The 26818-nt window shown below is 39.2% G+C and carries 20 protein-coding genes and 1 tRNA gene; 14 read left to right on the top strand and 7 right to left on the bottom strand.

Going from position 1 to position 26818, the window contains the following annotated elements:
* Positions 1–55 precede the first annotated feature (55 nt).
* The 6 genes from sov to EWU21_RS09915 are packed head-to-tail and all read left to right on the top strand — an operon-like array spanning position 56 to position 10615.
* Positions 56–7087 carry a T9SS outer membrane translocon Sov/SprA gene (gene sov, locus EWU21_RS09940; protein ID WP_161566505.1) on the top strand — a complete coding sequence of 2344 codons (7032 nt, stop codon included), beginning with the start codon at positions 56–58 and terminating at the stop codon, positions 7085–7087.
* 60 nt (positions 7088–7147) lie between these two features.
* Positions 7148–7528 carry a glycine cleavage system protein GcvH gene (gene gcvH, locus EWU21_RS09935; RefSeq protein ID WP_130896807.1) on the top strand — a complete coding sequence of 127 codons (381 nt, stop codon included), beginning with the start codon at positions 7148–7150 and terminating at the stop codon, positions 7526–7528.
* 45 nt (positions 7529–7573) lie between these two features.
* Positions 7574–8866 (top strand): dihydroorotase, encoded by a 1293-nt coding sequence (locus EWU21_RS09930; RefSeq protein ID WP_130896806.1) that lies wholly within the window; start codon positions 7574–7576, stop codon positions 8864–8866.
* Positions 8856–9377 carry a hypothetical protein gene (locus tag EWU21_RS09925; RefSeq protein ID WP_130896805.1) on the top strand — a complete coding sequence of 174 codons (522 nt, stop codon included), beginning with the start codon at positions 8856–8858 and terminating at the stop codon, positions 9375–9377. The genes EWU21_RS09930 and EWU21_RS09925 overlap by 11 nt, the downstream gene beginning before the upstream one ends.
* A gap of 1 nt (position 9378) precedes the next feature.
* A complete protein-coding gene (locus EWU21_RS09920) occupies positions 9379–9924 on the top strand; it encodes a DUF4199 domain-containing protein (RefSeq protein ID WP_130896804.1) in 546 nt (181 codons plus the stop codon).
* A gap of 1 nt (position 9925) precedes the next feature.
* Positions 9926–10615: an ABC transporter permease subunit gene (locus EWU21_RS09915; protein WP_236633217.1), complete on the top strand. Its 690-nt coding sequence runs from the start codon at positions 9926–9928 to the stop codon at positions 10613–10615.
* Here EWU21_RS09915 and EWU21_RS09910 read toward each other — a convergent pair.
* The 5 genes from EWU21_RS09910 to EWU21_RS09890 are packed head-to-tail and all read right to left on the bottom strand — an operon-like array spanning position 10608 to position 15691.
* The gene (locus tag EWU21_RS09910) at positions 10608–11210 is read right to left on the bottom strand and encodes an ABC transporter ATP-binding protein (RefSeq protein WP_130896802.1); all 603 of its coding nucleotides are present in this window, start codon (positions 11208–11210) and stop codon (positions 10608–10610) included. The genes EWU21_RS09915 and EWU21_RS09910 overlap by 8 nt on opposite strands.
* Before the next feature lie 5 nt (positions 11211–11215).
* Positions 11216–11986, bottom strand: coding sequence for an acyl-ACP--UDP-N-acetylglucosamine O-acyltransferase (gene lpxA / locus EWU21_RS09905; RefSeq protein ID WP_130896801.1), 771 nt, complete (start codon positions 11984–11986; stop codon positions 11216–11218).
* A gap of 10 nt (positions 11987–11996) precedes the next feature.
* Positions 11997–13391: a bifunctional UDP-3-O-[3-hydroxymyristoyl] N-acetylglucosamine deacetylase/3-hydroxyacyl-ACP dehydratase gene (locus EWU21_RS09900; RefSeq protein WP_130896800.1), complete on the bottom strand. Its 1395-nt coding sequence runs from the start codon at positions 13389–13391 to the stop codon at positions 11997–11999.
* 8 nt (positions 13392–13399) lie between these two features.
* A complete protein-coding gene (gene lpxD / locus EWU21_RS09895; protein ID WP_130896799.1) occupies positions 13400–14407 on the bottom strand; it encodes a UDP-3-O-(3-hydroxymyristoyl)glucosamine N-acyltransferase in 1008 nt (335 codons plus the stop codon).
* Between the two features lie 39 nt (positions 14408–14446).
* A complete protein-coding gene (locus EWU21_RS09890) occupies positions 14447–15691 on the bottom strand; it encodes an HD domain-containing protein (RefSeq protein ID WP_130896798.1) in 1245 nt (414 codons plus the stop codon).
* Between the two features lie 87 nt (positions 15692–15778).
* On the opposite strand from EWU21_RS09890, the gene EWU21_RS09885 reads away from it, so the two are divergent.
* A tRNA-Ile gene (locus EWU21_RS09885) sits at positions 15779–15852 on the top strand.
* Positions 15853–15895: 43 nt separating this feature from the next.
* On the opposite strand, the gene EWU21_RS09880 is transcribed toward EWU21_RS09885, so the two are convergent.
* Positions 15896–17149 (bottom strand): NRAMP family divalent metal transporter, encoded by a 1254-nt coding sequence (locus EWU21_RS09880; protein ID WP_130896797.1) that lies wholly within the window; start codon positions 17147–17149, stop codon positions 15896–15898.
* Positions 17150–17235: 86 nt separating this feature from the next.
* Here EWU21_RS09880 and EWU21_RS09875 point away from each other — a divergent pair, with 86 nt between their 5' ends.
* Together EWU21_RS09875 and EWU21_RS09870 are read left to right on the top strand one after the other, a co-directional pair.
* Entirely contained in the window at positions 17236–18375 is a 1140-nt protein-coding gene (locus tag EWU21_RS09875; RefSeq protein ID WP_130896796.1) for a hypothetical protein, read from the top strand.
* Between the two features lie 7 nt (positions 18376–18382).
* On the top strand, positions 18383–18898 hold the full coding sequence (locus EWU21_RS09870) for a T9SS type A sorting domain-containing protein (protein ID WP_130896795.1): 516 nt from the start codon (positions 18383–18385) through the stop codon (positions 18896–18898).
* Here the strand turns inward: EWU21_RS09870 and EWU21_RS09865 are convergent, their stop codons facing one another.
* Entirely contained in the window at positions 18899–20986 is a 2088-nt protein-coding gene (locus EWU21_RS09865; RefSeq protein ID WP_130896794.1) for a c-type cytochrome, read from the bottom strand.
* Between the two features lie 109 nt (positions 20987–21095).
* Between EWU21_RS09865 and rhaT the strand changes: the two genes are divergently transcribed.
* From rhaT to EWU21_RS09840, 5 genes are all read left to right on the top strand, one after another.
* On the top strand, positions 21096–22148 hold the full coding sequence (gene rhaT, locus EWU21_RS09860) for an L-rhamnose/proton symporter RhaT (protein ID WP_130896793.1): 1053 nt from the start codon (positions 21096–21098) through the stop codon (positions 22146–22148).
* The gene (locus EWU21_RS09855) at positions 22148–23164 is read left to right on the top strand and encodes a GntR family transcriptional regulator (protein WP_130896792.1); all 1017 of its coding nucleotides are present in this window, start codon (positions 22148–22150) and stop codon (positions 23162–23164) included. Before rhaT ends, EWU21_RS09855 begins: the two co-directional genes overlap by 1 nt.
* A 119-nt stretch (positions 23165–23283) precedes the next feature.
* Positions 23284–24687, top strand: coding sequence for a 3-isopropylmalate dehydratase large subunit (gene leuC / locus EWU21_RS09850; RefSeq protein WP_130896791.1), 1404 nt, complete (start codon positions 23284–23286; stop codon positions 24685–24687).
* 21 nt (positions 24688–24708) lie between these two features.
* On the top strand, positions 24709–25299 hold the full coding sequence (gene leuD / locus EWU21_RS09845) for a 3-isopropylmalate dehydratase small subunit (protein WP_130896790.1): 591 nt from the start codon (positions 24709–24711) through the stop codon (positions 25297–25299).
* Positions 25300–25324: 25 nt separating this feature from the next.
* A complete protein-coding gene (locus EWU21_RS09840; protein ID WP_130896956.1) occupies positions 25325–26818 on the top strand; it encodes an alpha-isopropylmalate synthase regulatory domain-containing protein in 1494 nt (497 codons plus the stop codon).

Here is a 26818-nt window from a genome sequence, read left to right as displayed (position 1 = left end):
CGAAAAACATAGATATTCCACTTGGTTGCCCCTTTTTCTTGGGCTTGGAATAGTTTTGTCTTTTTCGAATTTTGCCCAAATCGATTCGCTGGCTAAATCGGGTAAGAAACCCCGTTTAACGTTAAAGAAACCGATTAAAAGCTCAGGGAAGTCTCCTTTCTCCATCTATTTTAAAAAGCCTAATTCATCCTACACATTTGAGTCTGATCCTAAATTAGTCATTCAAAAGGATGCGACGGGTACTACGCAAATCAGCGATTTCAAGACGTTTAATCAAATTCAAAATCAAGAGGTCAATCGGAGTTTTTGGAGATCCTACTCTAAAAGTTTAGATGGTTCGAGTAATCTGAAATCCCGGGGACTTTTCCCTAAAATTGAGTTGCCGCCTGCTATTGATCGAATTTTTGGTGGAACGGAGGTATCCTTTAAGCCGAATGGTTCTCTTTTGCTGGATGTGGGTTATATGGGTCAATTTGTAGATAATCCTGCAATTCCGGTTCAATTGCGTTATGTGGGTAATCTCTATTTTAACGAACAAGCCCAGATTAATTTTCAGGGAAAAATAGGCGATAAGTTAAACTTGAATGTCAACTTTGACACGAAGGCGAGTTTTAATTTTCAGAATCAATTGAAGTTAAATTGGAAGACGCAGGAGGAGGATATTCTCCAAAATATCGAAGTAGGAAACACTTCCTGGACTTTGAATTCACAATTAATTCCGGGCATTCAGAATTTGTTTGGGGTGAAAACCTTATTGCGTTTTGGAGCCTTGGATATGACCGTAGTGGCGGCTCAGCAACGCTCAAAACAAGATTGTATCACCTTAAAAGGAGGTTCTCAAGGAAAGAATTTCGAGGTCCGTGTGGATCAATACGATGAGAATAGACATTTTTTCTTGTCTTCTTATTTTAGAAATAATTACGAAAGGGCCTTGAAAAACCTACCCGTAATTTCGAGTGGAATTACAGTGACGAGGGTAGAAGTATATGTCACGAATCGAACACAGAGTACGGAAACGCTCCGAAATTTAGTTTCACTATATGATCTTGGTGAAGCAAGTCCATACAATAACACAAATCCGGTATTCCAGCCGATCAATTCCACAAGTCCAGTGGATAATAAGGCGAATGGGATGTATGCGAAGCTTTTGGCAGATCCTAATCTACGGAAATCAAATGAGGCAACCGAGCGATTAGAGACTACCTATAATCTAAAGCGGGGAACTGATTTTGATGTGCTGAAAGGCGCAAAACGTTTAACAGAACGCGAATTTAAGTTCAATTCACAACTGGGTTATATCTCCTTGGTGGCTCCTTTACGTAACGATGAGGTCTTAGCTGTTTCTTACGAATATACTTTAAATGGACGTAAATACAAGGTAGGGGAGTTAACGGAGGATTACCAGGCACGTCAAGATGATGAGGTTTTGATTCTCAAAATGTTGAAATCTAGCACGATACGGAATAATTTGAATTCGAATAGTACCGGTAAACCTCATCCAATGTGGGACTTGATGATGAAGAATATCTATTCTTTGAATACATCAGCCCTCACAAAGCAGAATTTTCAACTACGTATTGTGTACAAGGATGATGCGACTGGGATCGATAATAGTAACCTAATTGAGGGGACCAATTTTAAAGATGTTCCACTCGTTAAGGTCTTAGGCCTAGATAAATTGAATTTTGCAGGCGATCCTCAGCCGGATGGGAATTTTGATTACATCGAGGATATTACTGTGGACTCTAAAGCCGGTAAGATTATTTTCCCTGTTCTGGAACCTTTTGGGGTTAATTTACGCGCGAAGTTTACCTCTGCAGAATCTAATTTAGTGGATAAATACGTATACGATAAGTTATACACTGGAACGCAGACAGATGCAGCGCAGATATCCACGAAGAATAAGTTTTTCATTAAAGGAACCTTTCAATCTGGTGCTGGGGGTGATATTGCTTTGCCTTTTGGGGTGGAAGCTAAGTCTGTGACCGTTACGGCGGGTGGACAATCCCTTGCCGCAGGAACGGATTACCTTGTAGAGCCGCAATCAGGGCGCGTTAAAATAATTAATGAAGGGGTATTTTCTTCTGGTAGGGAGATTAAAGTGTGTTATGAGAAGCCTGATCTTTTTTCGAATCAAATTCGGACACTTTTAGGTACCCGATTGGATTATAATTTGGGTAAGAATGTCCATTTAGGGGCTACTATCCAAAATATGTCCGAAAGTCCGCCCGCTTTTTTCCGTCGTGTCGCCATGGGGAATGAACCGGTGAACAATACGTTGTTAGGCTTCGATGCTACCATACTTCAGAATTCACAAGGTATTACGCGTTTCTTAGACAAGCTACCTTTGATTTCTACGAAAGAAACTTCGGTGATTGATTTCCAAGGAGAGTTTGCGAAGCTCATTCCGAATGTGAATGATCGTGTGCAAGGGAATGCCTTTATTGACGACTTCGAAGCTGCTCGGGTTATTTACAATTTAAGTTCTCAGGCAAACCTGTGGAAGTCTGCGGCAACCCCTAAGTCCTATGTGTTAACAGGAAATAAATTAGCTGCCGGTTTCAATCGGGCTAAAATTGCTGCCTATACAGTAGATGCGAGTATTTATGGACAGGGTGGTTTTGCCTTGGATGTACCCGGATTGGATCCTTCGAAAGTGAATGCTTATGCCTATGAGCGGGTTGTAACACCTAAAGGGCTATTTCCGAATAAAGATTTCGCAAACAACATTACCAATTTACCTATTGGAGTTTTAGATGTCGCTTATTTCCCTTCAGAGCGCGGTTTATACAATTTTAATCCAAACTTAACTTCGACTGGTTTACTGCCAACACCTGTCTCTAATTTTGGAGCGATTACGCGTGCGATTAGTTCAGATACCGACTTTGATAATGCGAATGTAGAGCAAATTGAGTTTTGGTTAATGGATCCATTTATAGGAGGTGAGTCTGGGAAAGTTCGAGATGGAGTATTTAATAAAAACAATGAGACGGGAGGTAAATTAGTTTTCCACTTAGGGGATGTGTCAGAGGATTTTATTCCGGATGGATATTCCAATTTTGAGAATGGTATACCAGCAGGGGATAAAATTACGAACGGTACAGGAAAGAATGTGGAGACGACCGATTGGGGATTAGCACCTTCTCGTCAGTTTGTGATAAATGCATTTGATAATTCTGCAGGAAGAGAAAAGCAAGATATTGGTTTAGATGGTTTGCCTAATACATCTGATGATGCAACTGCTGTAACGGAGACGACACATTTTAAAGCGTATCTGGATCAAGTTAAGGGGAGAGTGACGGATGTCTTGGCTTTGGCTAAAATCCAAAATGACCCAGCCGCAGATGATTTCGATTATTACTTGAATCAAAAATTCAATGGTACGGAATCGTTGATTCAGCGCTACAAAAATTACTTAGGGATGGAAAATAATAGCCCAACGACGGCTAATCCATCTAATACGAATTTCACCGAGGCCAATAGCATGCTTCCGGACCGAGAGGATTTGAATAATGATAATACGGTCAATGAAAATGAGGCTTATTTCGAGTATGAGGTGGATTTGAAGCCTAGTAGTTTACAAATTGGTAGCGGATTTGTCGTGGACAAAATCACAGAAGGTGGTGTGAATTGGTACCTCTTCCGAATACCGATTAAGGATAAACGGAATTATAAAACACCGGCTGGGGAGATTAACTCGTTTAAATCGATTCGTTTTATGCGGATGGTTTTGAAGGAATTCCAGGAGCCTGTCGTGTTGCGCTTTGCCCAATTACAGCTTTCTGGCTATAGTTACCGCAAGTTTGTGGGGGAGTTAGATAAACGAAGTGGTCAGGATTTGCCGGAACCATACGATGCTAAATTTCGTGTTTCAAGTGTGAATATAGAAGAGAATGGTCCTGCTAATAAAGGGGAGAGCGCTATTCCTTATGTGGTTCCACCAGGATTTGTACGAGATCAGGATATTACGACGATTAACAATGCGCGTCTGAACGAGCAATCGATGAGTTTATGTGTCGATAATTTGAGGCCTAATGACGCAAGAGCCGTATTTAAAAATACCTTATTTGATTTCATCAACTACAAACGCTTGAAGATGTTTGTATCGATGCAGAGCCCAGATGCGATTAGTGGACAGGTGAGCGCTTTCTTACGAATAGGGACGGATTTGACGGATAATTATTATGAAATTGAGAATACGGGGCTGACTCAGACGCAGAAGGGGCAAAGCTTAGATACGGAAATTTGGCCGATGGAGAATGAGTTTGACATCGAGTTTGATTTAGTGAAGCAAGTGAAGACGGAGCGGGATAAGCAAGGTAAAAGTCTTAATGAGCGTTTTACAATGGTCATTACGAGTTCTACCGGAAAGACCTATAAAATTACGGTGATGGGACGCCCTGATCAGAGTGCTACGATGGTGACGATGATTGGTGTGCGAAACACGAGTAATACGAATAAATCATTCTGTATTTGGGTAAATGAATTGCGAGCGTCTGGATTTGACCAGACTTCAGGTGAAGCTGCTATTGGTAAATTGGGAATCAAGTTAGCCGATTTGGGTACAATCCAAATGAATGGTAGTTTCAAGAATTATGGCTTCGGTGGTGTTCAGACCAAAATATCGGAACGCAGTCGCGAGAATAATCTAGAATATGGTATTACAGCAAATTTGAATTTAGACAAACTCTTACCTAGAAAGTGGGGCTTCAAAATACCATTCTTTATCACGTACGACCGCCGTACTATTTCACCTGAATTTGATCCTTTTGACCCAGATATCTTCTTGCGAAACTCGATACAGAAATTTAATTCTGAAACAAAAAAACGGTCTTATTTAACTTTAGTTGAGGATAATACGGAACGAAAAGGATTCAACTTTTCTAACGTGAAGAAGAATAGAAATCCTCAATCTAAGTTTAGTAATCCTTGGGATTTCTCTAATTTTACTTTTAGCTATGCGTACTCAGAGATGGTCCGAACAAGTCCATTAATAGCGGAATATAATCAACTAAGTCACAAAGGAAGTGTTCTTTATGCCTATACAAGTTCATCTCGTTTCTTAGAACCTTTCAAGAAAGCCAATTTTGATTTAATCAAAGATTTCAATTTAAATCTGGTTCCTTCTTCATTGATGGTTCGATTAGATATGGATCGCAGTTTCATTAAGACCCAAATGCGGAATGCGGAATTTACGACGTTAGGTGTGGCCCCTCAATTTGAGAAGTATTGGTTCTTTAATCGTCAATATGCGCTGAATTGGAATTTAACAAAGAGTATGGTGCTGAATTATACTGCGCAGGTGAATTCGATTATTGATGAGCCAATTGGTGATTTAGATACGCAGGAAAAACGAGATTCGGTGATGATTAGTTTGCGGGCTTTAGGTAGGGCCAAAAGCTTTGATCAACAAGCCGGTATGGTTTGGCGATTGCCTCTACAGAATTCGGTCTTAACCGATTGGATGAACGCAGATTACACGCATCGAATTGGGTATAACTATTACGCAAATTCGTTTGATATCCGGGATTCTTTGGGCTTGCCATTTGGCAATATTATTAAGAATAATAGAGAGCAGGCTATTAATGGAAAAATTGACTTTGTGGCTCTTTATAATCGGGTAAAGGCTTTACGTTGGGCAAATAGTCCGCGCTCTTTTGGGAAAAATATTGCGCGCAATCCAGGTGATGAGGAGGATATAGTCATTCCGGCTAAAGGGGCCCTTAAATCGATTACACGGTTATTATTAACGCTTCGTGGCATACAAGTTAATTATGCGATAAATGAGTCTACTACGCTTCCTGGTTTTATGCCCAATCCAGGTATACTAGGTATGAATGCGCTTAATCAGGCTCCTGGTTTTGATTTTATCGCAGGGGGACAGGATGATGGAATTCGATTTAAGGCAGCGCAAAATGGTTGGTTAACGAGAAGTGCCGTTCAAAACACTCCGTTCACTCAACTCCGGACGCAAAAATTAACCTACTCCACTCAATTAGAACCGACAAAAGATTTACGTATTCAGGTGGATGGAAATTATAACAAAGGAGATAATTACCAAGAATTTTTCCGTCCTGAGGTTTCTAACGGGCCTTTTAAGTCGCAAAGTCCAATTCGTTCTGGAAATTATTCGATGTCATTCTTGTCCTTTATGACTGCTTTCTCAAATCCTGAAACGGTTTTCGAAGAGTTTAGGTCAAATCGTTCTATCCTGTTGTCGCGTCTTAATCGCACTAAATCAACCGAGATAGGTACCTACAATCAGAATTCTCAAGATGTATTGATTCCTGCGTTCTTTGCGGCTTATTCTGGTGTTTCCGCTAATACGGTCAAGTATTCACCTTTTTATGATATCCCTTTACCTAACTGGAAAGTGGATTATAATGGTTTGAATTTATTGCCTGGTATTAAGAACAAGTTTGCTTCGTTTACGATTTCCCATATGTATTCAAGTACCTATAATGTAGGGAACTTTGTGTCATCTTTAGAGTATGGACAATTTGCGACGGATTATATGAATTTAACACTTAACAGTTTATTGTATCCCCTCTCTTCGCGTTTTGATCTTGTAACTAATACCTTGATTCCAGTCTATGTGATGAGTACGATTTCATTTGTGGAACGTTTCTCTCCCTTGATTGGGGTAAATGCCGTGACGAAGAGTAAAATTTCTTTACGTTTAGAATATAACCAAGATCGGAACGTAGGTTTAAATTTAGCAAACTCCCAAGTAGCTGAATTAGCTAACAAGGATTTTACGGTTGCGGTGGGCTTTACTAAATCCAATTTGTTGATTCCGTTCAAAGTCAATGGACGGTCCGTTCGCTTGCCTAACGACTTACGTTTTAATATGAATTTAACGATTAGAGATACGCGTACTTTACAACGTAAATTAGATGCGGAGACAATCGTTACACAAGGTTTTGTGAATTTTCAGTTCCGCCCTCAACTGAGTTATAATGTGAATAATAAGTTAACTGTAACGGCTTATTTCGACAAGATGATGAATAATCCATTGGTTTCTAATTCCTTCTATCGGTCTACTGTGGCAGGAGGTTTTCAAATACGCTATAGTTTAAGTGAATAATCTAAAATCGTTTGCAAAAAATCGAGATTTTAGTGACCTTTGTAAGCAAATAATAATCATATGAATTTTCCAAGCGAATTAAAATATACTCAAGAACACGAGTGGATTAAGGTAGATGGCGATGTAGCTGTCGTAGGTATCACAGACTTCGCTCAAAGTGAGTTAGGAGATATCGTTTTCGTAGAAGTAGAGACCGTAGGTCAAACGATTTCAAAAGATGGTGTTTTTGGAACAGTAGAAGCAGTTAAGACGGTTTCAGATTTGTTCTTACCAGTGGCTGGAGAAATTGTAGAATTCAACACAGCCTTAAATAACAGTCCTGAATTAATTAACTCTGATCCTTATGGTGATGGTTGGGTCGTAAAAATCAAAGCGGCTGACGCTGGTGATTTATCCCAATTGATGGATGTAGAAACATACAAATCCTTTATCGGACATTGATTTTAAAACCCTGTTAATCAGGGTTTTTTTATAAGCCAAAAACAAATGCGGATCTTATTCAAACAGATTTTAATTCAAGATAGCCGTTCTTCCTTTTACGGAAAGAAAGTAGATTTACTTGCTGTAGATGGTCGATGGCATGAAATTGCCCCTTCGATAGAAGCAGAGGCTGACCAAGTTATTGCAGGTTCAGCACTACAATGGTTTCCCTCTGTTGTTGATCTTCGTGTGCACAATACCTTACCAGGGGGTGAACATAAAGAGGATTGGACAAGTTTACAGGCTGCTGCCTGGAAAGGTGGCGTCCTTGATTTTTTATTGTTACCTACGGGAGATCCGGTTCCTCAGCAACCAGAGGCGATTCAATTCATCGCTGGGAAATTAGCGGGTTCGGGTGTATTAGCTTATCCGTCAGCGCCGCTTACCTTAGGGAATAAGGCGGAGAATTTTAGTGATTTGATGGATTTGCACCAGTCTGGAGCCCATTGGTTTAGTCATGGCGCAGGATCTTTGCAGGATACAGATTTGATGCTGAAGTGTTTACAATACTTACAGCCACTTGCGGCAAGAGTAATATCCCGTCCTGATGTAAAAGGTTTGTCTTTATTTGGCCAAATTCACGAAGGACTTCAAAGTACTTTGTTAGGTTTGAAGGGGATTCCTGTGCTCGCTGAGACGATGCATGTGAAACGCGATCTGGATTTATTGGCCTACGTAATGGAGCATTCTTTTGGATTAGCTGATCCGAATTTTTCCTTACATTTTTCTTGTATTTCTACAGCAGAGTCGGTTAGATTGATTAGCGAGGCCCAGAAGGCAGGATTACCTGTGACAGCTGATGTAGCCATCTATTCGCTGATTTTCACAGAAGACGCGGTATCTGATTTTGATACGTTGAAGAAGGTAAATCCACCCCTTAGGACAGAGGCGGATCGTTTAGCCTTATGGCAAGGTTTAAAAGACGGAACGATTATGGCTGTAGTTTCAGATCACCATCCGGTTGAGGTGGAATATAAAGAGTTGGAATTTGATCAAGCTGCCTTTGGTACCATTGGATTAGAAACAGTGGCTTTAGCCTTTATATCGGAAGCTAAGAAACAGGGATTGACAACTATTGATACACACTTATCTCATGCAGGAGCAGCATTCTTGGGTATTCAACTTCCAGTATTGAAAGAAGGCGAGATGCTAAAAGGAATGCTACTTGAAACGAATAGCCATACCTATCATAGCGCTGATATCGTTTCTAAATCTAAAAATTCAATTTTTATTGGGCATACCATGGAACATAAAATGGTAGGAGTATTTAACGGATTAACTTATTCATATGGTCAATAATTGGTTTGCAGAAATAGGTCGTTTTTTACTACTAGCAGCACTTTTTGTTCTTTTATTAATTGTCTATGGCCTCATTTTTCAGCAATTGGGAATTATTCCTATTGGAGGGAAAAAAGCGCCCACCTATGTATTTCTATTGTTTTTTCAATGGTGGTATGTGACTCGTTTTCCGAGGCGTAACGGAGGAGAAAAGAAGCATTTTTTAGTATATTTTACGCTGCAATATATTTTAATTGTCATTACTGCTTTATTCACTGCCTTCTTTTTGTATTACTTTTTTCAATCTCCTACAGGTATACAGATGCTGGATGCCTACATTCAACAAAGTTTGTTAGAATTGAATTCTTTCAAAGAGGTAATCGTCACTCAAGAAGGTGGAGAGTATTACAATAGGTTACACGCTGGAGTTAAATCGATTGATGCGTATAGCATTGCAAAAGATGATTTTGCCCAAAAGATTGCGCTAGGTTTCTTACCCAATTTATTAATTTCACTTTATTACAAAAAATAACATGGAAAATACGTCTGAGTCAACGGCCTCATCTTCGATTATAGCCTTAAAATATGGCTTTATAAATGGCCTACTAAGTTTTCTTTTTTCTACACTTGCTAATGTCATGGGTTGGGCTGAGCAGTTTCAAGAGTCCATGGGTTGGATTTCTGGAGTATGGTCCCTAGTTCTTTCAGTTACCGTATTGTATTTATGTTTACGGGAATACAGAGAGCAGAATGCTGGTTTTATAAGTTATGGTAAAGGTCTTGGATTAGCGACTTTATTAGGTGCCATTAGCGGATTAGTAGCCGGCGGATTTAATTACATTTACATTCAGTTTATTGATAATACGGTTATTCAACGCCAGATGGATATCGCCAGAGAGCGAATGGAAGATCAGGGAATGAGTGCAAGTCAGATTCAAAGTGCAGAGGAGATGACAGCTATGTTTATGAACCCAGGAATGCAGTTTGTTATCGTGGTTATTATGAGCGTAATTTTCAATTTCTTATTAGGTTTGATTGTTTCAGCTGTCGTGAAACGCGAAAAACCTGTCTTTGAATAAGATGTTGACTCTTTTAAAGAAAGACGTGTTGGCTTTTTTTAGCTCTTGGATGGGCTGGGGAACCATCTCGTCTTTTTTTATATTAATGGGTGTTTATGTTTGGGTGATCGATGGGAATGTGCTGGATTATGGATTTGCTGAATTAACTGTTTTTTTTGATTTAAGTCCCTGGTTTTTTCTGTTTTTTGTTCCTGCGCTCTCTATGAATACTTTTTCTGAAGAGATTGACCGAGGAACTTTTCAGTTACTTCGTTCTTTACCAATAACGACTACTCAGATTTTAATGGCTAAATATGGTGCTTTGGTAATTATCGTCCTTAGTACTCTCTTTCCAAGTGTTATATTTATTCAAACGATTGCCCTCTTGGGTTTCCCTACCTTCAATTATGATTCTTCTCTTATTATTGGTGGATATGTTGCACTTCTTCTATTGAATCTGTGTTTTATAGCCATTGGATTATTGGCATCTAGCCTAAGTAATAAGCAGCCAGTAGCTTTTATCTTGGGATTGGTATTGAATTTTTTCTTTTGGCAAGGGTCTCTGGAATTAGGTTTATCCCCTTTGGATTTGTCCACCCATTATCATCGCATGAGTATGGGAGTACTTAGTTTTAGCGATTTACTCTATTTGGGAGGATTTTTATCGCTTGTCTTGGGGCTTACGCGTGTTAGACTACGCTTCCTTACTTAAATTCTTGAATCGAAATTTTTTCTTGACAAAAATTGATTTCTCTAGCCTCATTAGAGGCTATAATGATCAATTTGTTCCGCTGTTGTTCTAAACGCTCAAAGAACCAATTCTTCGCTTGTTCATCAAAATTAGTCGTAGGTTCATCTAATAATAAAACAGGTCTTTCCGACAAAAGAGCAAAGCCTAATTTTATTTTTTGACGCATACCAGAAGAATAATTCTTGATTAATTTGTATCGACCAGGTTGTAGATCGATGAAACGTTCTAACGTTTCTAATGTAATAGAGGAGGGTAGGTAATTGTTTTTCGAGAGAATCTCGAGGTGTTCTGCTAAAGTATATTCTTCAATCAACTCGACGTAGGGAGCTGCATAGGTAATGTGTGAGTAGACTAAGTCTGGATCCACCCCAGACATTTCTACCGTCCCTGTATTAGGAAGTGTGAATTGGGCCAGTAGTTGAAGCAAGGTGGACTTACCTGATCCATTCGGGCCCGTAATAGCGTAGGAATTTCTGGATTGGAAAGTATAGTTAAATTGACGGATGACAAATTCCTGTCTGAATTTTTTAGAAAGATTTTGAACAAGAATTTCCATCGGTTTTAACCTTTCATAATCCCTCGTTCGGAATTTTTAACAAAATCTACAATTTCATTTCTTTCCGTAGTATTAGGTAATTGTGCTTCAATTTCAGCTAGGGCTGCATTCGTATTTAGCCCTTTAAGGTATAAGAATCGATATGCTTCTTGGATGATACTTATTTGCTCATCTGTGTAATTACGACGACGCAATCCTACTGAATTAATACCAGCGTAAGATAGTGGTTCTCGACCTGATTTTGTGAAAGGCGGTACATCTTTTCTTACTAATGAACCACCTGAAATCATCACATGTTGTCCGATGGTAGCGAACTGGTGAATGGCCGTCGATCCTCCGATAATGGCATAATCTCCTACTGTAACGTGTCCAGCCATTTGCACGGCATTCGCTAGAATACAATTGTCTCCGATAAAGCAATCGTGAGCTACGTGAACATAGGCCATTATAAGACAATTTTTGCCAATGACCGTTTTCATCTTATCTGTAGTTCCGCGGTTGATGGTCACACATTCCCGAATGGTAGAATTGTCACCAATTTCAGCAGTCGTTGTTTCTCCTCCAAATTTCAAATCTTGAGGAATGGCGGAAATAACGGCACCAGGGAAAATGCGGACATTTTTACCAATGCGCGCACCCGGATAAATGGTTACGTTTGAACCAATCCATGTGCCTTCACCTATTTCAACATCTTGATGTATAGAAGTGAATGCATCGATGCTAACATTAGCTCCGATTTTAGCTTTGGAATCAATATGAGTTAATGGATGAATCATATATAAAATCTTACGATTTACGTACTAAACTAGCAGTCATTTCTGCTTCACAAACTACTTGGCCAGCTACATAAGCCTTACCAATCATTTTAGCGATACCTCGGCGAATAGGTGCTTGGAGTTCACATTTAAAGATAATGGTATCACCCGGGATAACACTTTTTCTAAAACGACAGTTTTCAATTCCTACTAAATAGGGCCAATAATTCTCTGGGTCTTCTACTGAGCTCAATACAAGGATACCACCTGTTTGCGCCATAGCCTCCACCTGCATAACTCCTGGCATAACTGGATTGTTTGGGAAGTGACCCATGAAATAATTTTCATTCATCGTCACATTCTTTACACCTACTACGCTGTTGTCATCTAAATAAATGATTTTATCAATCATTTGGAATGGATACCGGTGAGGTAAAAGTTCATACACGCGTTCATGCGTGAAAATAGGTGGCTGCTTGGGATCGTAGGTAGGAACTTTGTTTTTCTCCGCGTCTAACATCAATTTCTTGATCTTGCGAGCTAATTCTACGTTAGAGGCATGTCCTGGGCGTGATGCCAAAATTTGAGCCTTTATAGGGCGACCTACTAAGGCTAAATCTCCCATTAAATCTAATAACTTATGGCGCGCCATTTCGTTATTAAAATGCAAGTTAGTATTGTTCAAGATACCCGCTTCTTTAGAAACGGAAATCTTAGGTTTACCTAATACTTCTGATAAGTGGGCTAATTCAGACTCTGAATAGTCTTTATCTGCAATGACAATCGCATTATTTAAATCGCCACCTTTAATTAAACCAGCTTTGTATAAAACTTCTAATTCGTGAACAAAACAGAATGTTCTGCACATGGAGAAGTCTTTCTCAAACTGAGAAACGTGGCTTAGGTTAGCGTGTTGACTAGAAAGGAATTTTGAATTATAATCCACCATTACCGCCATACGGTAGTCGTTTAATGGTAATGCGGCTAATTCAATTCCATTTTCTAAATCCTTGTAACGTACTTCTTCTGTCAGTTCGAAGAATTTACGGTGTGCATCTTGCTCTACAAGAACTGCGTCTTTTAACGCCTCTACAAATTTGATAGAACTACCATCCATAATCGGAGGCTCTGGTCCATCTAATTGGATTAAAATATTGTCTACTTCTAAACCAACAAGAGCTGCTAATACGTGTTCTACCGTATTGATTCTAGCTCCATTGTGCTCAATGGTTGTTCCGCGTGATGTATCTACGACGTAATCTACATCTGCATCTGCGATAGGTTGACCTGGTAAATCAACACGTTGGAATTTGATCCCGTGGTTTGCAGGAGCAGGTAAAAAAGTCAGGTTGGCAACTACGCCAGTATGCAAACCTACACCAGATAGGGTTACAGCTTTGGTAATAGTATGTTGCTTATTGTTCATACGCGTTTTTAAGATTCTAATCGTTTTAATAAGTCTGGTAATTGACGTAATAAGGCATTACGCTTCAAATATTCACTGTTAGGGGAGGCCGGCGTTCCTCCTAATACTTGACCTTCTTTACGAATTGTTTTAGTTACTCCAGATTGGGCGGTTACGATGGTTTTGTTTGCAATATTGATATGGCCAGCTACTCCTACTTGACCGCCGATCAAACAGTTTTGGCCAATTTTAGTCGAACCAGATACACCTGTTTGAGCTGCAATAGCCGTATTTGCGCCAATTTCCACATTATGTGCAATTTGTACCAAATTGTCAATTTTAACGCCTTTTTTAATCAATGTTGACCCCATGGTGGCACGATCGATTGTCGAATTTGCTCCTACACTAACCCCATCCTCTAAAACGACATTTCCTAATTGAGGAATGGTAGAGAAAGTCCCATCTGCTTGTGGTGCAAAACCAAATCCATCCGAACCAATCACTGCATTCGCATGGATAGTACAATTGTTTCCGATGACCGTATCATTATAGATCACAACACCTGGATAAATCATACAATTATCACCGATGGTCACTTTATTCCCAATCGTGACATGTGCTGCAATATAGGTGTCTTTACCTATGCTAGAGCCCTTTCCAATGCTTGAAAAGGTTCCAAAGTAGAGATTTGAACCTGTTTTTACATCTTCGGCTATATAGCTAGGTTGTTGAATACCTGTCTCCTTAACACTGCTAAACTCTTGGTATTTTTGTAAAAGAATTGTGAAAGCTGAGTAAGGGTCTTTTACTCTAATTAAGGTTGCTAAAGGCTTTTCTTTTAATACTAAATCAGCTGCAATGATGATCGCAGTAGCTTTTGATTGGTATAAATACGATTCGTATTTAGGATTTGCTAAAAAAGAAATGCTACCTGATTGTCCTTCTTCTATTTTATGAAACGTCGTTATACTTGCTGAACCATCGCCATCTACTGTTCCTTGTATTAATTGGGCTATTTGATCAACAGTAAATTTCATTCGGTCAAACGATGTTAAATTATGGCTATTAGAATTCCTTTAGCTCAATTCTCCTTGCAAATATACGCTCTTTGGACAACAAAAGTAGTATTTTTTTACAATCTTACTTAAAGCTTGTATGGTCGGTAAATCTGATGCCTCAAGTAACTCGACTACTTGACCTTGTTTGTCGACCATCTTAATCGTATTATCTCCCTGAACATAAGCTGCATTTGAAGTGGAACCCTCTACCACAAAGTAGGATAATTCATCATCTGTAATCCCATATTCGCGTTTGATATTCTCTTCAATTTCCACTCTTTTAGCTTTAGGAAGAGGTTGGGAGCCTAATTTGCAGGTAAATAATTTTCTGGCCAAAAAGTGGGTGCATAAATGCTTTAGAATTTTATCACTCGCGTTTTTCCATTCTTTAATAGCTGCCCAAACATCGTGGTCATCTAATTCAGTGAAGGCAATTAATAAACTATCTTTAGTGGAAAACTCTTCCCAGGTGTAAGTGCTTTTTAGAAATGTTTTCAATGGGCTAGAACAGGGTAATTTCTGACCCTCAGAAATTAAGAATTTAGCTCGGCGTAAAATTTGAATTAACATGGTTTCTGCGGCGATGGCTGTTTTGTGCAAATACACCTGCCAGTACATTAATCGCCGAGCCATCAAGAAATTTTCTGTCGAATAGATTCCTTTTTCTTCAATGACTAATTGTTCATTATTCAAGTCCATCATGCTTAATAGACGCTCGGATCCAATAAATCCTTCACGAACACCCGTATAAAAGGAATCTCTGCTTAAATAATCAAGGCGATCCACATCTAATTGAGAGGAGACTAATTGATGAAAGAATTTACGTGGATATTTATTTTCGAAAATCTCAATAGCAAGACTTAGTTTGTCACTAAAATGCTGGTTTAATTTAGCCATCAATAAAGTGGAGACATCTTCATGTTTAACCTCATTTAGCAACGTGTATTCTAACACATGTGAAAATGGACCATGTCCAATATCATGTAATAAAATGGCGATTTCTGCAGCTTCTCGCTCTTGCGTGGATATGGAATACCCCTTAGCTTTTAAGTTATCTAGGACCTGATCCATTAAGTGCATGGCACCTAAAGCATGATGAAAACGGGTATGATGTGCTCCTGGATAAACAAATTCTGCTAAACCTAATTGCTTAATGCGTTTAAGTCGCTGAAAATAAGGGTGGTCAATTAGTTCAAGAATTAATGGATTATTGATTTTTATAAAACCATAAATCGGATCATTAATAATTTTAGTCGGGTACATGGGAGATTCTTTTCCGAAATTTAGCTAAAAAGGTTAGTATTCCTTAATTTTGTCACACATTGAATTCCAGAAATGGATGTACAATGCGGACTTGTAGCTCAGTTGGTTAGAGCATCTGACTCATAATCAGGGGGTCCATGGTTCGAGCCCATGCTGGTCCACTCTTTTTTTTACCATACTCTTGATAAGGGAGTATGGTTTTTTTTATGCCATAAATTCGAAATAGAGTAGGGCAGCTGCTGCTAATGTCATAATGATTAAAGCAGTGAAGCCTAGTACATTTGACAATTTTGAATTGGTGTTATCACCCATTATTTCTTTATTATTGGATATATGGAGTATGATTGCAATTAATACGGGTGCTGTCATTCCATATAATATGGCAGTATAGATTAAGGCATCAATGGGCGTTATTCCTATATAGTTCAAAGAAAGACCTAGTAATAAAGAGAAAGCGATGATGGAGTAAAAACCTTTGGCCTCGTGAAACTTCTTATTTAATCCTTGTTCCCATCCGAAAGTTTCAGTGAAAATATACGATAGAGAGCCACTTAAAACAGGAATAGCTATGAGACCAGTTCCAATAATTCCTACGGCAAATAGTAAATAAGCCATATCGCCTGCTAAAGGTTTTAAAGCTAACGCGGCTTGCTCTACCGTATCTATTTGATGAATTCCACTTTTATACAATACCGTACCTGTCGTCAAAATGATGAAATACATCACAAATCCAGAGAATCCCATTCCGAAATCAACGTCTTGTTCCATCTCCTGAATGATCCGTTTATTGACCATTAATTTTTTATGAACATTCATTTCTTCCACTTCCACAGATGCTTGCCAAAAGAATAAATAGGGCGAAATGGTTGTGCCTAAAATACCCACTAAAATGGCGATGTATTCTTTTGTGAATTCAATTTTTGGGATGAATGTCGCTGTTATTATTTCTCCTACATCTTGTTTATATAGGAATGGTACTATAAAATAGACGAGCATAACGATACATAAATATTTTAAGATCGCTGCTATTTTCGCATAGGGCAAATAGATAATTAGACCTAAAAGTACCAAAGTGAATAGTACACTGAAATAGCTCTGGTCAATGGTAGGAAATAATAAATTTCCGACAGCTCCCATACCGGCAATGTCTGCGCCTATATTCATGACGATAGCTGGGAAGCTAAATACTAACATCAGGTATAAGACGGGTCGTGGATAATGTTTTTTCAGTGTACCAGTTAACCCCTGTTTAGTCACTAAGCCTATTCTGGCACACATTTGTTGAATAGCCGCCATTAAAGGGAAAGCTATTAAGGCTGTCCAAAGTGTTGATAAGCCAAATCCTGCACCTGCTTGAGAGTAGGTAGCTATTCCAGAAGGGTCGTCATCACTTGCACCTGTCACTAATCCTGGGCCTAGTAATTTCCAAAACCGCGCAAATCTTGTATTTAATTTCATATTTTTTTAAGACACTGGTAATTTACGTTTTTTGATTTTGATTCAGTTTATTTTAGTACATTACATATAAAACTAACCACTTAATAATGCTTTTTCTATTTCAATCGATTTTTGTCATGACGCTTTTTACGAGTTTTATGACGCCCTCGATCATCTTTCTGAAATCGCGAGGTTCTCTATTTGCGAATCCAAATATATATTTAGCCGTATTATTTTTTATCGCTGGTATATATTGCCTGACCATTTATTCGATGTCCTTAGGGCATAGTTTATTATTTACGGTGCTATTATACGGCAATTTTTCTTCCATCTATTTCCTCATTGGGCCATTTTTATATTTTTACCTCCGAAGTTTGCGAACGGGGTCTACGCATTTACATGGTAAAGACTTTTGGCATTTCATTCCGTTTATTCTCGTTTTTATTGATACTATTCCCTACTATGTTTCTCCTTATGCCTATAAAATAGAAGTGGTAAGGCAGGTATTTAGTGACTGGACTTCTATGTTTCGTATTCAATTGGGCTTTGTGTTTAATGCGGCACATTTATATGTGTTGAGACCTCTTTTGCTTAGTTTTTATACTTTTTGGGGAATGTATTATTTGAAGCGAAATCAAGTTTATTTTTACAAAGCAACGAATTTAGGAAGATGGATTATGTTGTTTTTGTTTTTTCAGTGGATGGTATTTGTGGGAATGAGTTCCGTGTTTTTTGGGGTTTGGTTAGATAATACGTTTGGTATTTCACTGTTGAATCATCCTAGTGAAATTAAATATTTGTCATTAGTATCGTATATGATTATGGTCTGTACGCTGTATTTTTTCCCTCAAGTAATATATTTAAATGCTGATCGATTTAAGCGGATTTTGAATCCTCAGGAAGCGTATTGGTGGAAAATGGATCAAGCTTTGAATGCGACCTATATTTTTGATAAGCCCTTTCTCGATCCGTTTTTATCTTTGGATCAATTCGGGGAATTAGTCCAAAAGGATACAAGAGAAATACGAGATTTTTTCGAACTTTATCTTTTCACTAGTTTTACAGATGAAATGAACCGCTTACGCGTTCAGTTTGCGAAGAACCTGATTAAACAAGGATGCCAGCAGAAAGCTTGTTTGAATAATTTGTATAAGGATTCAGGTTTTGCTCGTGCGGAGGATTTGGAGCATTATTTTTCTGAATTTGAAGGCTTAACAGTGAAAGAGTTTATTCTAACATTAAAATAATAATCTTATGAGAAGTGCACTAATTACCTTTATCTTTATTTTATCTGCTCAAGTGATTTATTCCCAAAAAGTAATTAGTTCTGTCATTGGAGCTGGAGGCGCTACCACTGTGGTAGATGGTAAATATTATTCTCAAATTATTGGTCAGCAAAGTGCCGTAACAGGCACATCTACGAATGGTGGAGTAGTCGTACGCCAAGGATTTAAGCAACCTTCTCTTTTAGAGAGGAGCATAGCCGCTTCAGGTATAAAGTTAAATGTGCAAGAAGAGAATCCCATTACTTATACCACATTTCCCAATCCTTTTATCGATAAATTAACGATTGGTTTCTCTTCACCTAGCACCAAACCAACCTTTGTAGCCATTTATGATCAATTAGGTTCAGTTATTTACCAACACACCTACGAGGCTCCCATTAAGGAGATTGTATTTACAGACTTTTCTGGTATTCGGGTGGGCAAATATGTTTTGCACGTGATTTCAGCTGGAAAACCTTTCGCGACTACGATTGTAAAAGAATAATTAGAGGCTAAAGGCAATGTATTTATTCCCTTTAGGAGTTCCTAATTTCGTTCCTCCACAGGCGATGACAATAAATTGTTTCCCATTCACTGCATAGGTGGATGGTGTCGCGAACGCTGCTGCAGGCAAGGTAATTATTCGTAGCAGTTTTCCTGTTTTACTAGCATAGATGCGCAATTTTCCATCTTTGGCAGCACCAATAATGAGTAATCCGCTTGCCGTCACGATTGGGCCACCATAATTTTCAGCACCCGTACCAGTGATCCCTTGTTTAGCTAACGCTGGTTCATCGCCAAAAGGTATTTTCCAAACGTACTTACCTGTATTTAAATCGATAGCATTTAGGGTTCCCCACGGCGGACTGAGTGCAGGTAGTCCTTTTGCGTCTAAGAATTTGATATATCCTGTCATTTGGTAAGGTGATACATAGCTATTAGAAGCTTTAGAAGCTACTTCTTTAGGCAATTCGTCGTTGATAAATGATAGAATATGATCCTTTTCCTCTTTAGATAGATGGTTGAATCCAGGCATCATCCCTTTCCCATTGTTGATTATCTGCTGGATATACGTTTTTGATTTTTTTGAGGAAATGCCTACTAAGGTAGGATAACCACTGAAGGGGTTTCCTTTTTTATCCGCGCCATGGCATGATTGACAATTCGTTTGATAAATTTTTTCACCTGGATTTAAACTGCTTTTTTTTGTGGGTACCATCTTTTGAATCCAAGCCATTTCATTACTATTCACATAAAGAATACCGTTAGGGTCAGCCGCTGCACCTCCCCATTCTCCACCTCCATCAAATCCAGGTAAAATAAGATTTCCTTTTTCACTTGGGGCTGCGTGCCAGCTTTTGTTTAAAGAAGCTAAGGTGTTGATTAATTCCTCTTTATTCTCTGAATAGGGGTTAATGTCGTTATGCTGTATTTCTGAAGATAATCTAGCGTAAGGCTTTGGTAAAGTGGGGTAGGGCTGTGTTAGCCAGGCTTTTTCCCCTTTTAATGTAGATCCCATTACTTTTTTTTCAACGATAGGGAAGAGGGGTTTTCCACTAACCCGATCAAAAAGAAAGACGAATCCTTGTTTGGTTATTTGGGCGACTGCAGGAATTTTTTTACCCCGGTGTGTTACTGTGATCAAATTAGGTGGGGCTGGTAAATCGCGATCCCAAAGATCGTGGTGGGTTGTTTGGAAATGCCAGAGCCGTTTACCTGTTTTAGCATCGAGGGCAATGAGGCAATTGGCAAATAAGTTAGCCCCCTTTCTGTTTCCGCCATAAAAATCGTATCCTGCTGAACCGGTAGGTACAAATAGGATACCTCTTTCGTTATCGACTGCCATCCCTGCCCAGTTATTGGCAGCCCCAGTATGGGTGTTTAAATAGGCATCTTTTGGCCAGGTAGTATACCCTTTTTCTCCTGGGTAGGGAATCGTATGGAAGGTCCAAACTAATTTTCCAGTTAATATATCAAAGGCACGAATATCTCCAGGGGCTGCATCAGCTCCTTCAGATAGGCGAACTGGCATAATGATGAGGTTATGGTAAATGGTGCCTGGTGTATTAGAAATAATAAATTTAGAAGAGGCAATGGCTGGTAAGCCTAGGTGTAAGTCGATTTTTCCTTGTTCACCAAAACTAAGAATAGGTTTTCCTGTCTGAGCATCTAGTGCCCAAAGATTAGGACCTGCTGTATATAAAATGCGTTTCTCAATCCCATTTGTCCAAAAGCTAACTCCGCGCGAAGTACTGGCCCAGTTTTTTAAAGGATCGCCAAATCGCCAAATTTCTTTACCTGTCGAGGCGTCCAAGGCAAAAGCTTGAACAGTGGAGCTTACTCCATAGAGGACTCCTTGGATAATCAGTGGATTTACCTGCATTTGGCCTGAATCCGGAAGATTATATTCCCAAGCTACTTTCAGCTGATCGACGTTATCGGCTTTTATTTGCGTCAATGTAGAATAGTGGTTGCGATCAGAACCACCTAAATACGCCGCCCAATCAGTTAAATCAGCAGGTTTAAGGGCTAGTATGATGATTAGAATGATTAATTCAATGAAATAAAGTACTTTCCTAGGGTGACTAAGCATAGTTCAGGATGATAATTAAACTAAATTCGGAAGCTGATATTCCAAATCTATCATTATTTTAGGTAATATTAGAAACCTTTTGACTTTGAAATTTATAAACTAACTAAATATGGGTTCTATACTAGGTCTTTTCTTTCATTCCCTTGGTGGTTTCGCGTCGGGTTCTTTTTACATTCCTTACCGTAAAATTCAAGTCTGGTCTTGGGAAAGTGCTTGGTTAGTAGGCGGAGTATTCTCGTGGTTGATCGTCCCGATTGTAGCGGCTTGGCTAACCATTCCAGATTTTATGGGAATTATTCAATCGATTGATTCTGATACCTTTTTCTGGACTTTTGTTTTTGGGTTATTATGGGGAATTGGTGGATTAACTTTTGGTTTAGCTATGCGTTATTTAGGGATGTCTTTAGGGATGTCTATCGCCCTAAGTTTGTGTAGTATCTTCGGTGCTTTAGTTCCACCCATTTACCGAGAATTAGCAGGAGTGGAAGGTGATACGATTTCTCACATTGTGGGAAGTACGGGTGGCCAAGTGGTTTTATTGGGGATTTTGGTTTGTGTTTTTGGTATTTTTCTTTGCGGTAAAGCAGGAATGATGAAAGAGAATGAGCTATCTCAAGAACAGAAGCAAGAAACAATTAAAGAGTTTAGTTTGACCAAAGGTTTGATCGTTGCCACGATTTCAGGACTTTGTTCCGCTTGCTTTAATTTTGGTATTGAAGCAGGTAAGGATATGGCAGATGCTGCGGTGGCGAAAGGCTGTGATCCCTTGTTCCAAAACAATGTCATTTTTATCGTGGTGTTGTGGGGTGGATTCTTGACTAATTTTATTTACTGTATGTATTTAAACTTCTCAAATAAGACTTTTGGTGATTATGTAAATACCTCAGCGCCTCTTCGCATGAACTACCTTTTTGCCGCAGTGGCTGGTACCACCTGGTTTTTGCAATTCTTCTTTTACGGAATGGGGGAGAGTAAATTAGGAAATGGTGCAAGTTCCTGGATTTTGCATATGGCTACCATCATCATGACTTCTAATTTCTGGGGATTGTATTTTAAAGAATGGAAAGGCGTTTCGTCTACGACAATGCGCACAGTTATTGGTGGAATTGTGGTGATTCTTATTTCAGTTATTATTGTGGGAATCGGTAATTCTATTCACTAATGTTGCAGCTGATACAAATCGATGAATTTTCCTCCACGCCTAAATACCGACAATTAGCGAATGCTATTATTGAAGGTATACAGCAAGGGAAAATAAAGAAGGGAGAATTATTGCCTTCGATTAACGAAGTGAGTTTTGAGCATTATATGGCTCGAATAACGGTGGAGAAGGGTTATAATTACCTCAAGCAACAAGGTATCATCGATTCAATTCGCGGAAAGGGATTCTATATTAAAGTGGAGGAAGTTCCTCGAAACCTCCGCATATTTCTTCTTTTTAATAAATTAAGTGTTCACAAAAAAATCATCTATGATGCCTTTGTTAAGGCGATTGGAGACCAAGGGTCTATTGATTTTTACATTTACAATAACGATTTTAATCTCTTCAAAAAGATTGTAGATAGTCGCGATCGAGATTATACGCATATGGTTTTGATTCCTCACTTTATGGAAGGAGAGGAGATGGCGGTTGATTTGATTAATTCATTGCCTAAAGAGAAGTTGGTTTTATTGGATAAGTTATTGCCCGGGATTCAAGGGAAGTTTGGGGCGGTGTATGAAGATTTTGAACATGATATTTACCAAAGCCTACAACAAGCCAAAGAATCAGTAGCCACCTACCAGCAGATTCGGCTCGTTTTTCCGGCGCAGAGTTATTATCCAAAAGAAATCGTTCAAGGATTTATTAATTTTTGCCGAGATTATGCGTTTGAGTATGACGTAGTGGAATCTATAAATGAGGTTATTTTGTGTGCAGGTCAAGTGTATATCACAGTGATGGAGGATGATTTACTGCTTTTATTAGAACGAATTCGAAACGAGTCATTACAATTAGGAAAAGAGATCGGGATAATTTCTTATAACGAGACCCCCATTAAGCGGTTGTTATTTGAAGGTATTGCTACGATTTCGACGGATTTTGAAATGTTAGGTCGTAAAGCAGCTGAATTAGTGCTTTCGAATGAGCGGAATAAATGGCCAAATCCGTTTGTATTTATCTCCCGCGCCTCACTTTGACTTTCATTTTATTTGGCAAAATTCCAATTTAACAGCCGATTTGCTTTGCATTTTTGCAAAAAAAACGCCATTTTTGTAGCTTAATTATAATTAAAGCGCCTTTTAAATTAATTGATATAATGAGCAATTCCCCAACAACCTTATTTGATAAAGTATGGGACTCACATGTCGTTCGTAAGATTGCTGATGGTCCAGATGTGTTTTTCATTGACCGTCATTTTATTCACGAAGTGACATCTCCTGTAGCCTTTTTAGGTCTTGAAACACGTGGTATTGGTGTATTATTCCCAGAGCGTACCTTTGCGACTGCGGATCACAATACGCCTACGATTAACCAACACTTACCCGTTGAGGATCCTCTATCTGCGAATCAATTATTGCAATTAGAGAAGAATACAGCGAAATACGGTATTTCTCATTGGGGTTTAGGTAATCCAAAGAATGGTATTGTACACGTAGTGGGGCCAGAAAATGGTATCACCTTACCAGGTATGACTATCGTTTGTGGTGATTCTCATACGTCTACGCACGGTGCTTTTGGAGCCATTGCATTTGGTATCGGAACTTCAGAGGTGGAGATGGTGCTATCATCTCAGTGCATTATGCAGCCTAAGCCTAAGAAAATGCGAATTAACGTAAATGGGGAATTAGGTAAAGGAGTTACGCCAAAGGACGTTGCTTTATACATTATTTCTAAATTAACGACTTCAGGAGCTACGGGTTATTTCGTAGAGTATGCGGGGGATGTGTTTGAGAAAATGTCAATGGAAGGCCGTATGACGGTTTGTAATTTGTCTATTGAGATGGGTGCTCGTGGTGGCATGATTGCTCCCGACCAAACAACATTTGACTATATCGAAGGACGCGAATTAGCCCCTAAGGGAGCAGATTGGGATAAACAATTGGCTTATTGGAAAACGTTGAAAACGGATGCAGGCGCTACGTTTGATGAAGAAATCACTTTCTTGGCTTCAGATATTGAACCGATGATCACTTATGGTACCAATCCAGGAATGGGTATGGGTATTTCTAAGCAAATTCCGAATGCGGATGAGGTAGAAGGAGGAGTAGCGACTTATGAGAAGTCTTTGGAATATATGGGCTTTGCTCAAAATGATTCCATGATCGGTAAGAAAGTAGATTACGTATTCATTGGTTCTTGTACCAATGGTCGTATTGAAGATTTTCGTGCTTTTGCATCGATTGTAAAAGGTCGTAAGAAAGCGGATCACGTGACGGCTTGGGTAGTACCAGGTTCTCATATTGTGGAAGCACAAATTAGAGAAGAAGGTATTTACGATATTTTGACGGAAGCAGGATTTGCCCTTCGTCAGCCAGGATGCTCTGCTTGTTTAGCGATGAACGATGACAAGATTCCGGCAGGTAAATATGCGGTGAGTACGTCTAATCGTAACTTTGAAGGTCGTCAAGGACCAGGTTCTCGCACTTTATTAGCGAGTCCTTTAGTCGCTGCGGCGGCTGCAATCACAGGTGTTGTAACTGACCCTAGAGAATTTTTATAAGATCGAATAAATAAAAGCAAGATGGCTTACGATAGTTTTAATGTATTAAAAAGTTCTGCAGTACCTCTTCCGATTGAGAACGTGGATACAGACCAAATCATCCCAGCTCGTTTCTTAAAGGCAACAGAGCGTAAGGGTTTTGGAGATAATTTATTTAGAGATTGGCGTTATGATAAAAACGATGCTCCTAAGGCAGATTTCGTTTTAAATAATCCCACATACTCAGGTAAGATTTTAGTAGGAGGAAAGAACTTTGGTTCGGGTTCTTCGCGTGAACACGCTGCTTGGGCGATTTACGATTATGGCTTCCGTTGTGTGGTTTCTTCTTTCTTTGCGGACATCTTCCGTGGAAATGCAATTAACGTAGGTGTTTTACCCGTACAAGTGAGTCCTGAGTTTTTACATCAGATTTTCACGGCGATTGAGGCTGATCCGAAAGCAGAATTAGAGGTTAGTTTACCGGAGCAAACTATCACGATTGTAGCGACTGGTGCGTCTGAAAAGTTCGCTATTAATGGATACAAGAAAAATAATTTATTGAATGGATTCGATGACATCGATTATTTACAAGCGATGAAGTCGGAAATTAGTACGTTTGCTGAAAACCGCTAGTCATTTGAAACGCCACATAGAAATAATGGATACGACGCTTCGCGACGGAGAACAAACCAGCGGAGTATCGTTTTCAGCCTCAGAGAAGTTAACCATTGCTCAATTGCTATTGACCGAATTGAAGGTTGATCGTATTGAGATTGCCTCTGCGCGTGTATCTGAAGGCGAATTTCAGGCGGTGAAGAAGATTACGTCTTGGGCCGCTGCGAATGGTTTTTTGGATAAAGTGGAGGTGTTAACCTTTGTTGATGGAGGAACCTCTGTTCAATGGATGCTAGATGCAGGTGCTAAAGTGATGAATTTATTGACTAAAGGATCTCTTAATCATTTAAAACATCAATTAAAAAAGACGCCGGAACAACATTTTAAGGAAATTGCAGAGACCATTTCTTTAGCCAAGTCGAATGGTTTATCGGTGAACGTCTATTTAGAAGATTGGAGTAATGGGATGCGCAATAGTGCAAACTATGTGTTTCAATACTTAGATTTTCTGGCTACACAACCAGTCGATCGCGTTTTACTCCCAGATACCTTGGGCATTCTAACTCCTTATGAAGTATCGGATTTTATTAAGCAGTTAATCGCAAAGTATCCGAACACGCATTTTGATTTTCACGCACACAACGATTATGACCTTGGAACGGCAAACGCCTTAGAAGCGGTTCGTTGCGGCGTTCACGGTTTGCATTTAACGGTGAATGGAATGGGTGAACGTGCTGGAAATGCACCATTAGCGAGTGTTATTGCGGTTTTGAATGATTACCAAACGGATGTAAAAACCTCTGTTTGCGAAAAGTCATTATACCGTGTTAGTAAATTAGTGGAAACTTTTTCAGGTTTCCGTATTCCTGTGAATAAGCCGGTGGTGGGAGAGAATGTCTTCACGCAAACGGCGGGTATTCACGCGGATGGTGATAAAAAGAATAATTTATACCATAATGATTTGATGCCTGAGCGTTTTGGCCGTGAGCGTAAATACGCTTTAGGAAAGACGTCTGGTAAAGCGAATATTGAGAATAATTTAGCTGCCCTTGGCATCCAGTTGTCTGATCAAGATTTAAAGATTGTTACGCAGCGTATCATTGAATTAGGCGATCGTAAAGAGGTTGTCACTCAAAATGATCTTCCTTACATCATATCTGATGTGTTAGATAGTAATACGATAGAAGAGCGAGTTCAGGTGTTGAACTATGTCTTGACACATTCGAAAGATTTGCGACCGTCGGTTACCTTAAAGATTTCGATCGATGGTGACGTATTTGAAGAGCATGCACAAGGAGATGGTCAATACGATGCCTTTATGAAGGCGCTAGGAATCATCTTTGAAAAGCATGGTAAGATTCTTCCAGTGCTGAAGGATTATGCGGTACGCATTCCACCTGGAGGGGATTCAGATGCACTTTGTGAGACAATTATTACGTGGTCTGATGGAGGTAAAGAGTTAATTACGAGAGGTTTAGATTCTGACCAAACGGTTTCAGCCATCAAGGCCACTCAAAAAATGTTGAATTTGATTTAA

Source organism: Aquirufa antheringensis (assembly GCF_004307425.1).
GTDB classification, from domain to species: domain Bacteria; phylum Bacteroidota; class Bacteroidia; order Cytophagales; family Spirosomataceae; genus Aquirufa; species Aquirufa antheringensis.
The sequence above is the reverse complement of the archived record's forward strand: the minus strand, read 5'-3'. Positions and strand labels throughout refer to the sequence as shown.

Excerpts from the sequence above, each read along its gene's own strand:
- gcvH (WP_130896807.1), top strand. The coding sequence starts at position 7,148 with ATGAATTTTCCAAGCGAATTAAAATATACTCAAGAACACGAGTGGATT.
- EWU21_RS09930 (WP_130896806.1), top strand. The coding sequence starts at position 7,574 with ATGCGGATCTTATTCAAACAGATTTTAATTCAAGATAGCCGTTCTTCC.
- EWU21_RS09925 (WP_130896805.1), top strand. The coding sequence starts at position 8,856 with ATGGTCAATAATTGGTTTGCAGAAATAGGTCGTTTTTTACTACTAGCA.
- EWU21_RS09920 (WP_130896804.1), top strand. The coding sequence starts at position 9,379 with ATGGAAAATACGTCTGAGTCAACGGCCTCATCTTCGATTATAGCCTTA.
- EWU21_RS09915 (WP_236633217.1), top strand. The coding sequence starts at position 9,926 with ATGTTGACTCTTTTAAAGAAAGACGTGTTGGCTTTTTTTAGCTCTTGG.
- EWU21_RS09910 (WP_130896802.1), bottom strand. The coding sequence starts at position 11,210 with ATGGAAATTCTTGTTCAAAATCTTTCTAAAAAATTCAGACAGGAATTT.
- lpxA (WP_130896801.1), bottom strand. The coding sequence starts at position 11,986 with ATGATTCATCCATTAACTCATATTGATTCCAAAGCTAAAATCGGAGCT.
- EWU21_RS09900 (WP_130896800.1), bottom strand. The coding sequence starts at position 13,391 with ATGAACAATAAGCAACATACTATTACCAAAGCTGTAACCCTATCTGGT.
- lpxD (WP_130896799.1), bottom strand. The coding sequence starts at position 14,407 with ATGAAATTTACTGTTGATCAAATAGCCCAATTAATACAAGGAACAGTA.
- EWU21_RS09890 (WP_130896798.1), bottom strand. The coding sequence starts at position 15,691 with ATGTACCCGACTAAAATTATTAATGATCCGATTTATGGTTTTATAAAA.
- EWU21_RS09880 (WP_130896797.1), bottom strand. The coding sequence starts at position 17,149 with ATGAAATTAAATACAAGATTTGCGCGGTTTTGGAAATTACTAGGCCCA.
- EWU21_RS09875 (WP_130896796.1), top strand. The coding sequence starts at position 17,236 with ATGCTTTTTCTATTTCAATCGATTTTTGTCATGACGCTTTTTACGAGT.
- EWU21_RS09870 (WP_130896795.1), top strand. The coding sequence starts at position 18,383 with ATGAGAAGTGCACTAATTACCTTTATCTTTATTTTATCTGCTCAAGTG.
- EWU21_RS09865 (WP_130896794.1), bottom strand. The coding sequence starts at position 20,986 with ATGCTTAGTCACCCTAGGAAAGTACTTTATTTCATTGAATTAATCATT.
- rhaT (WP_130896793.1), top strand. The coding sequence starts at position 21,096 with ATGGGTTCTATACTAGGTCTTTTCTTTCATTCCCTTGGTGGTTTCGCG.
- EWU21_RS09855 (WP_130896792.1), top strand. The coding sequence starts at position 22,148 with ATGTTGCAGCTGATACAAATCGATGAATTTTCCTCCACGCCTAAATAC.
- leuC (WP_130896791.1), top strand. The coding sequence starts at position 23,284 with ATGAGCAATTCCCCAACAACCTTATTTGATAAAGTATGGGACTCACAT.
- leuD (WP_130896790.1), top strand. The coding sequence starts at position 24,709 with ATGGCTTACGATAGTTTTAATGTATTAAAAAGTTCTGCAGTACCTCTT.
- EWU21_RS09840 (WP_130896956.1), top strand. The coding sequence starts at position 25,325 with ATGGATACGACGCTTCGCGACGGAGAACAAACCAGCGGAGTATCGTTT.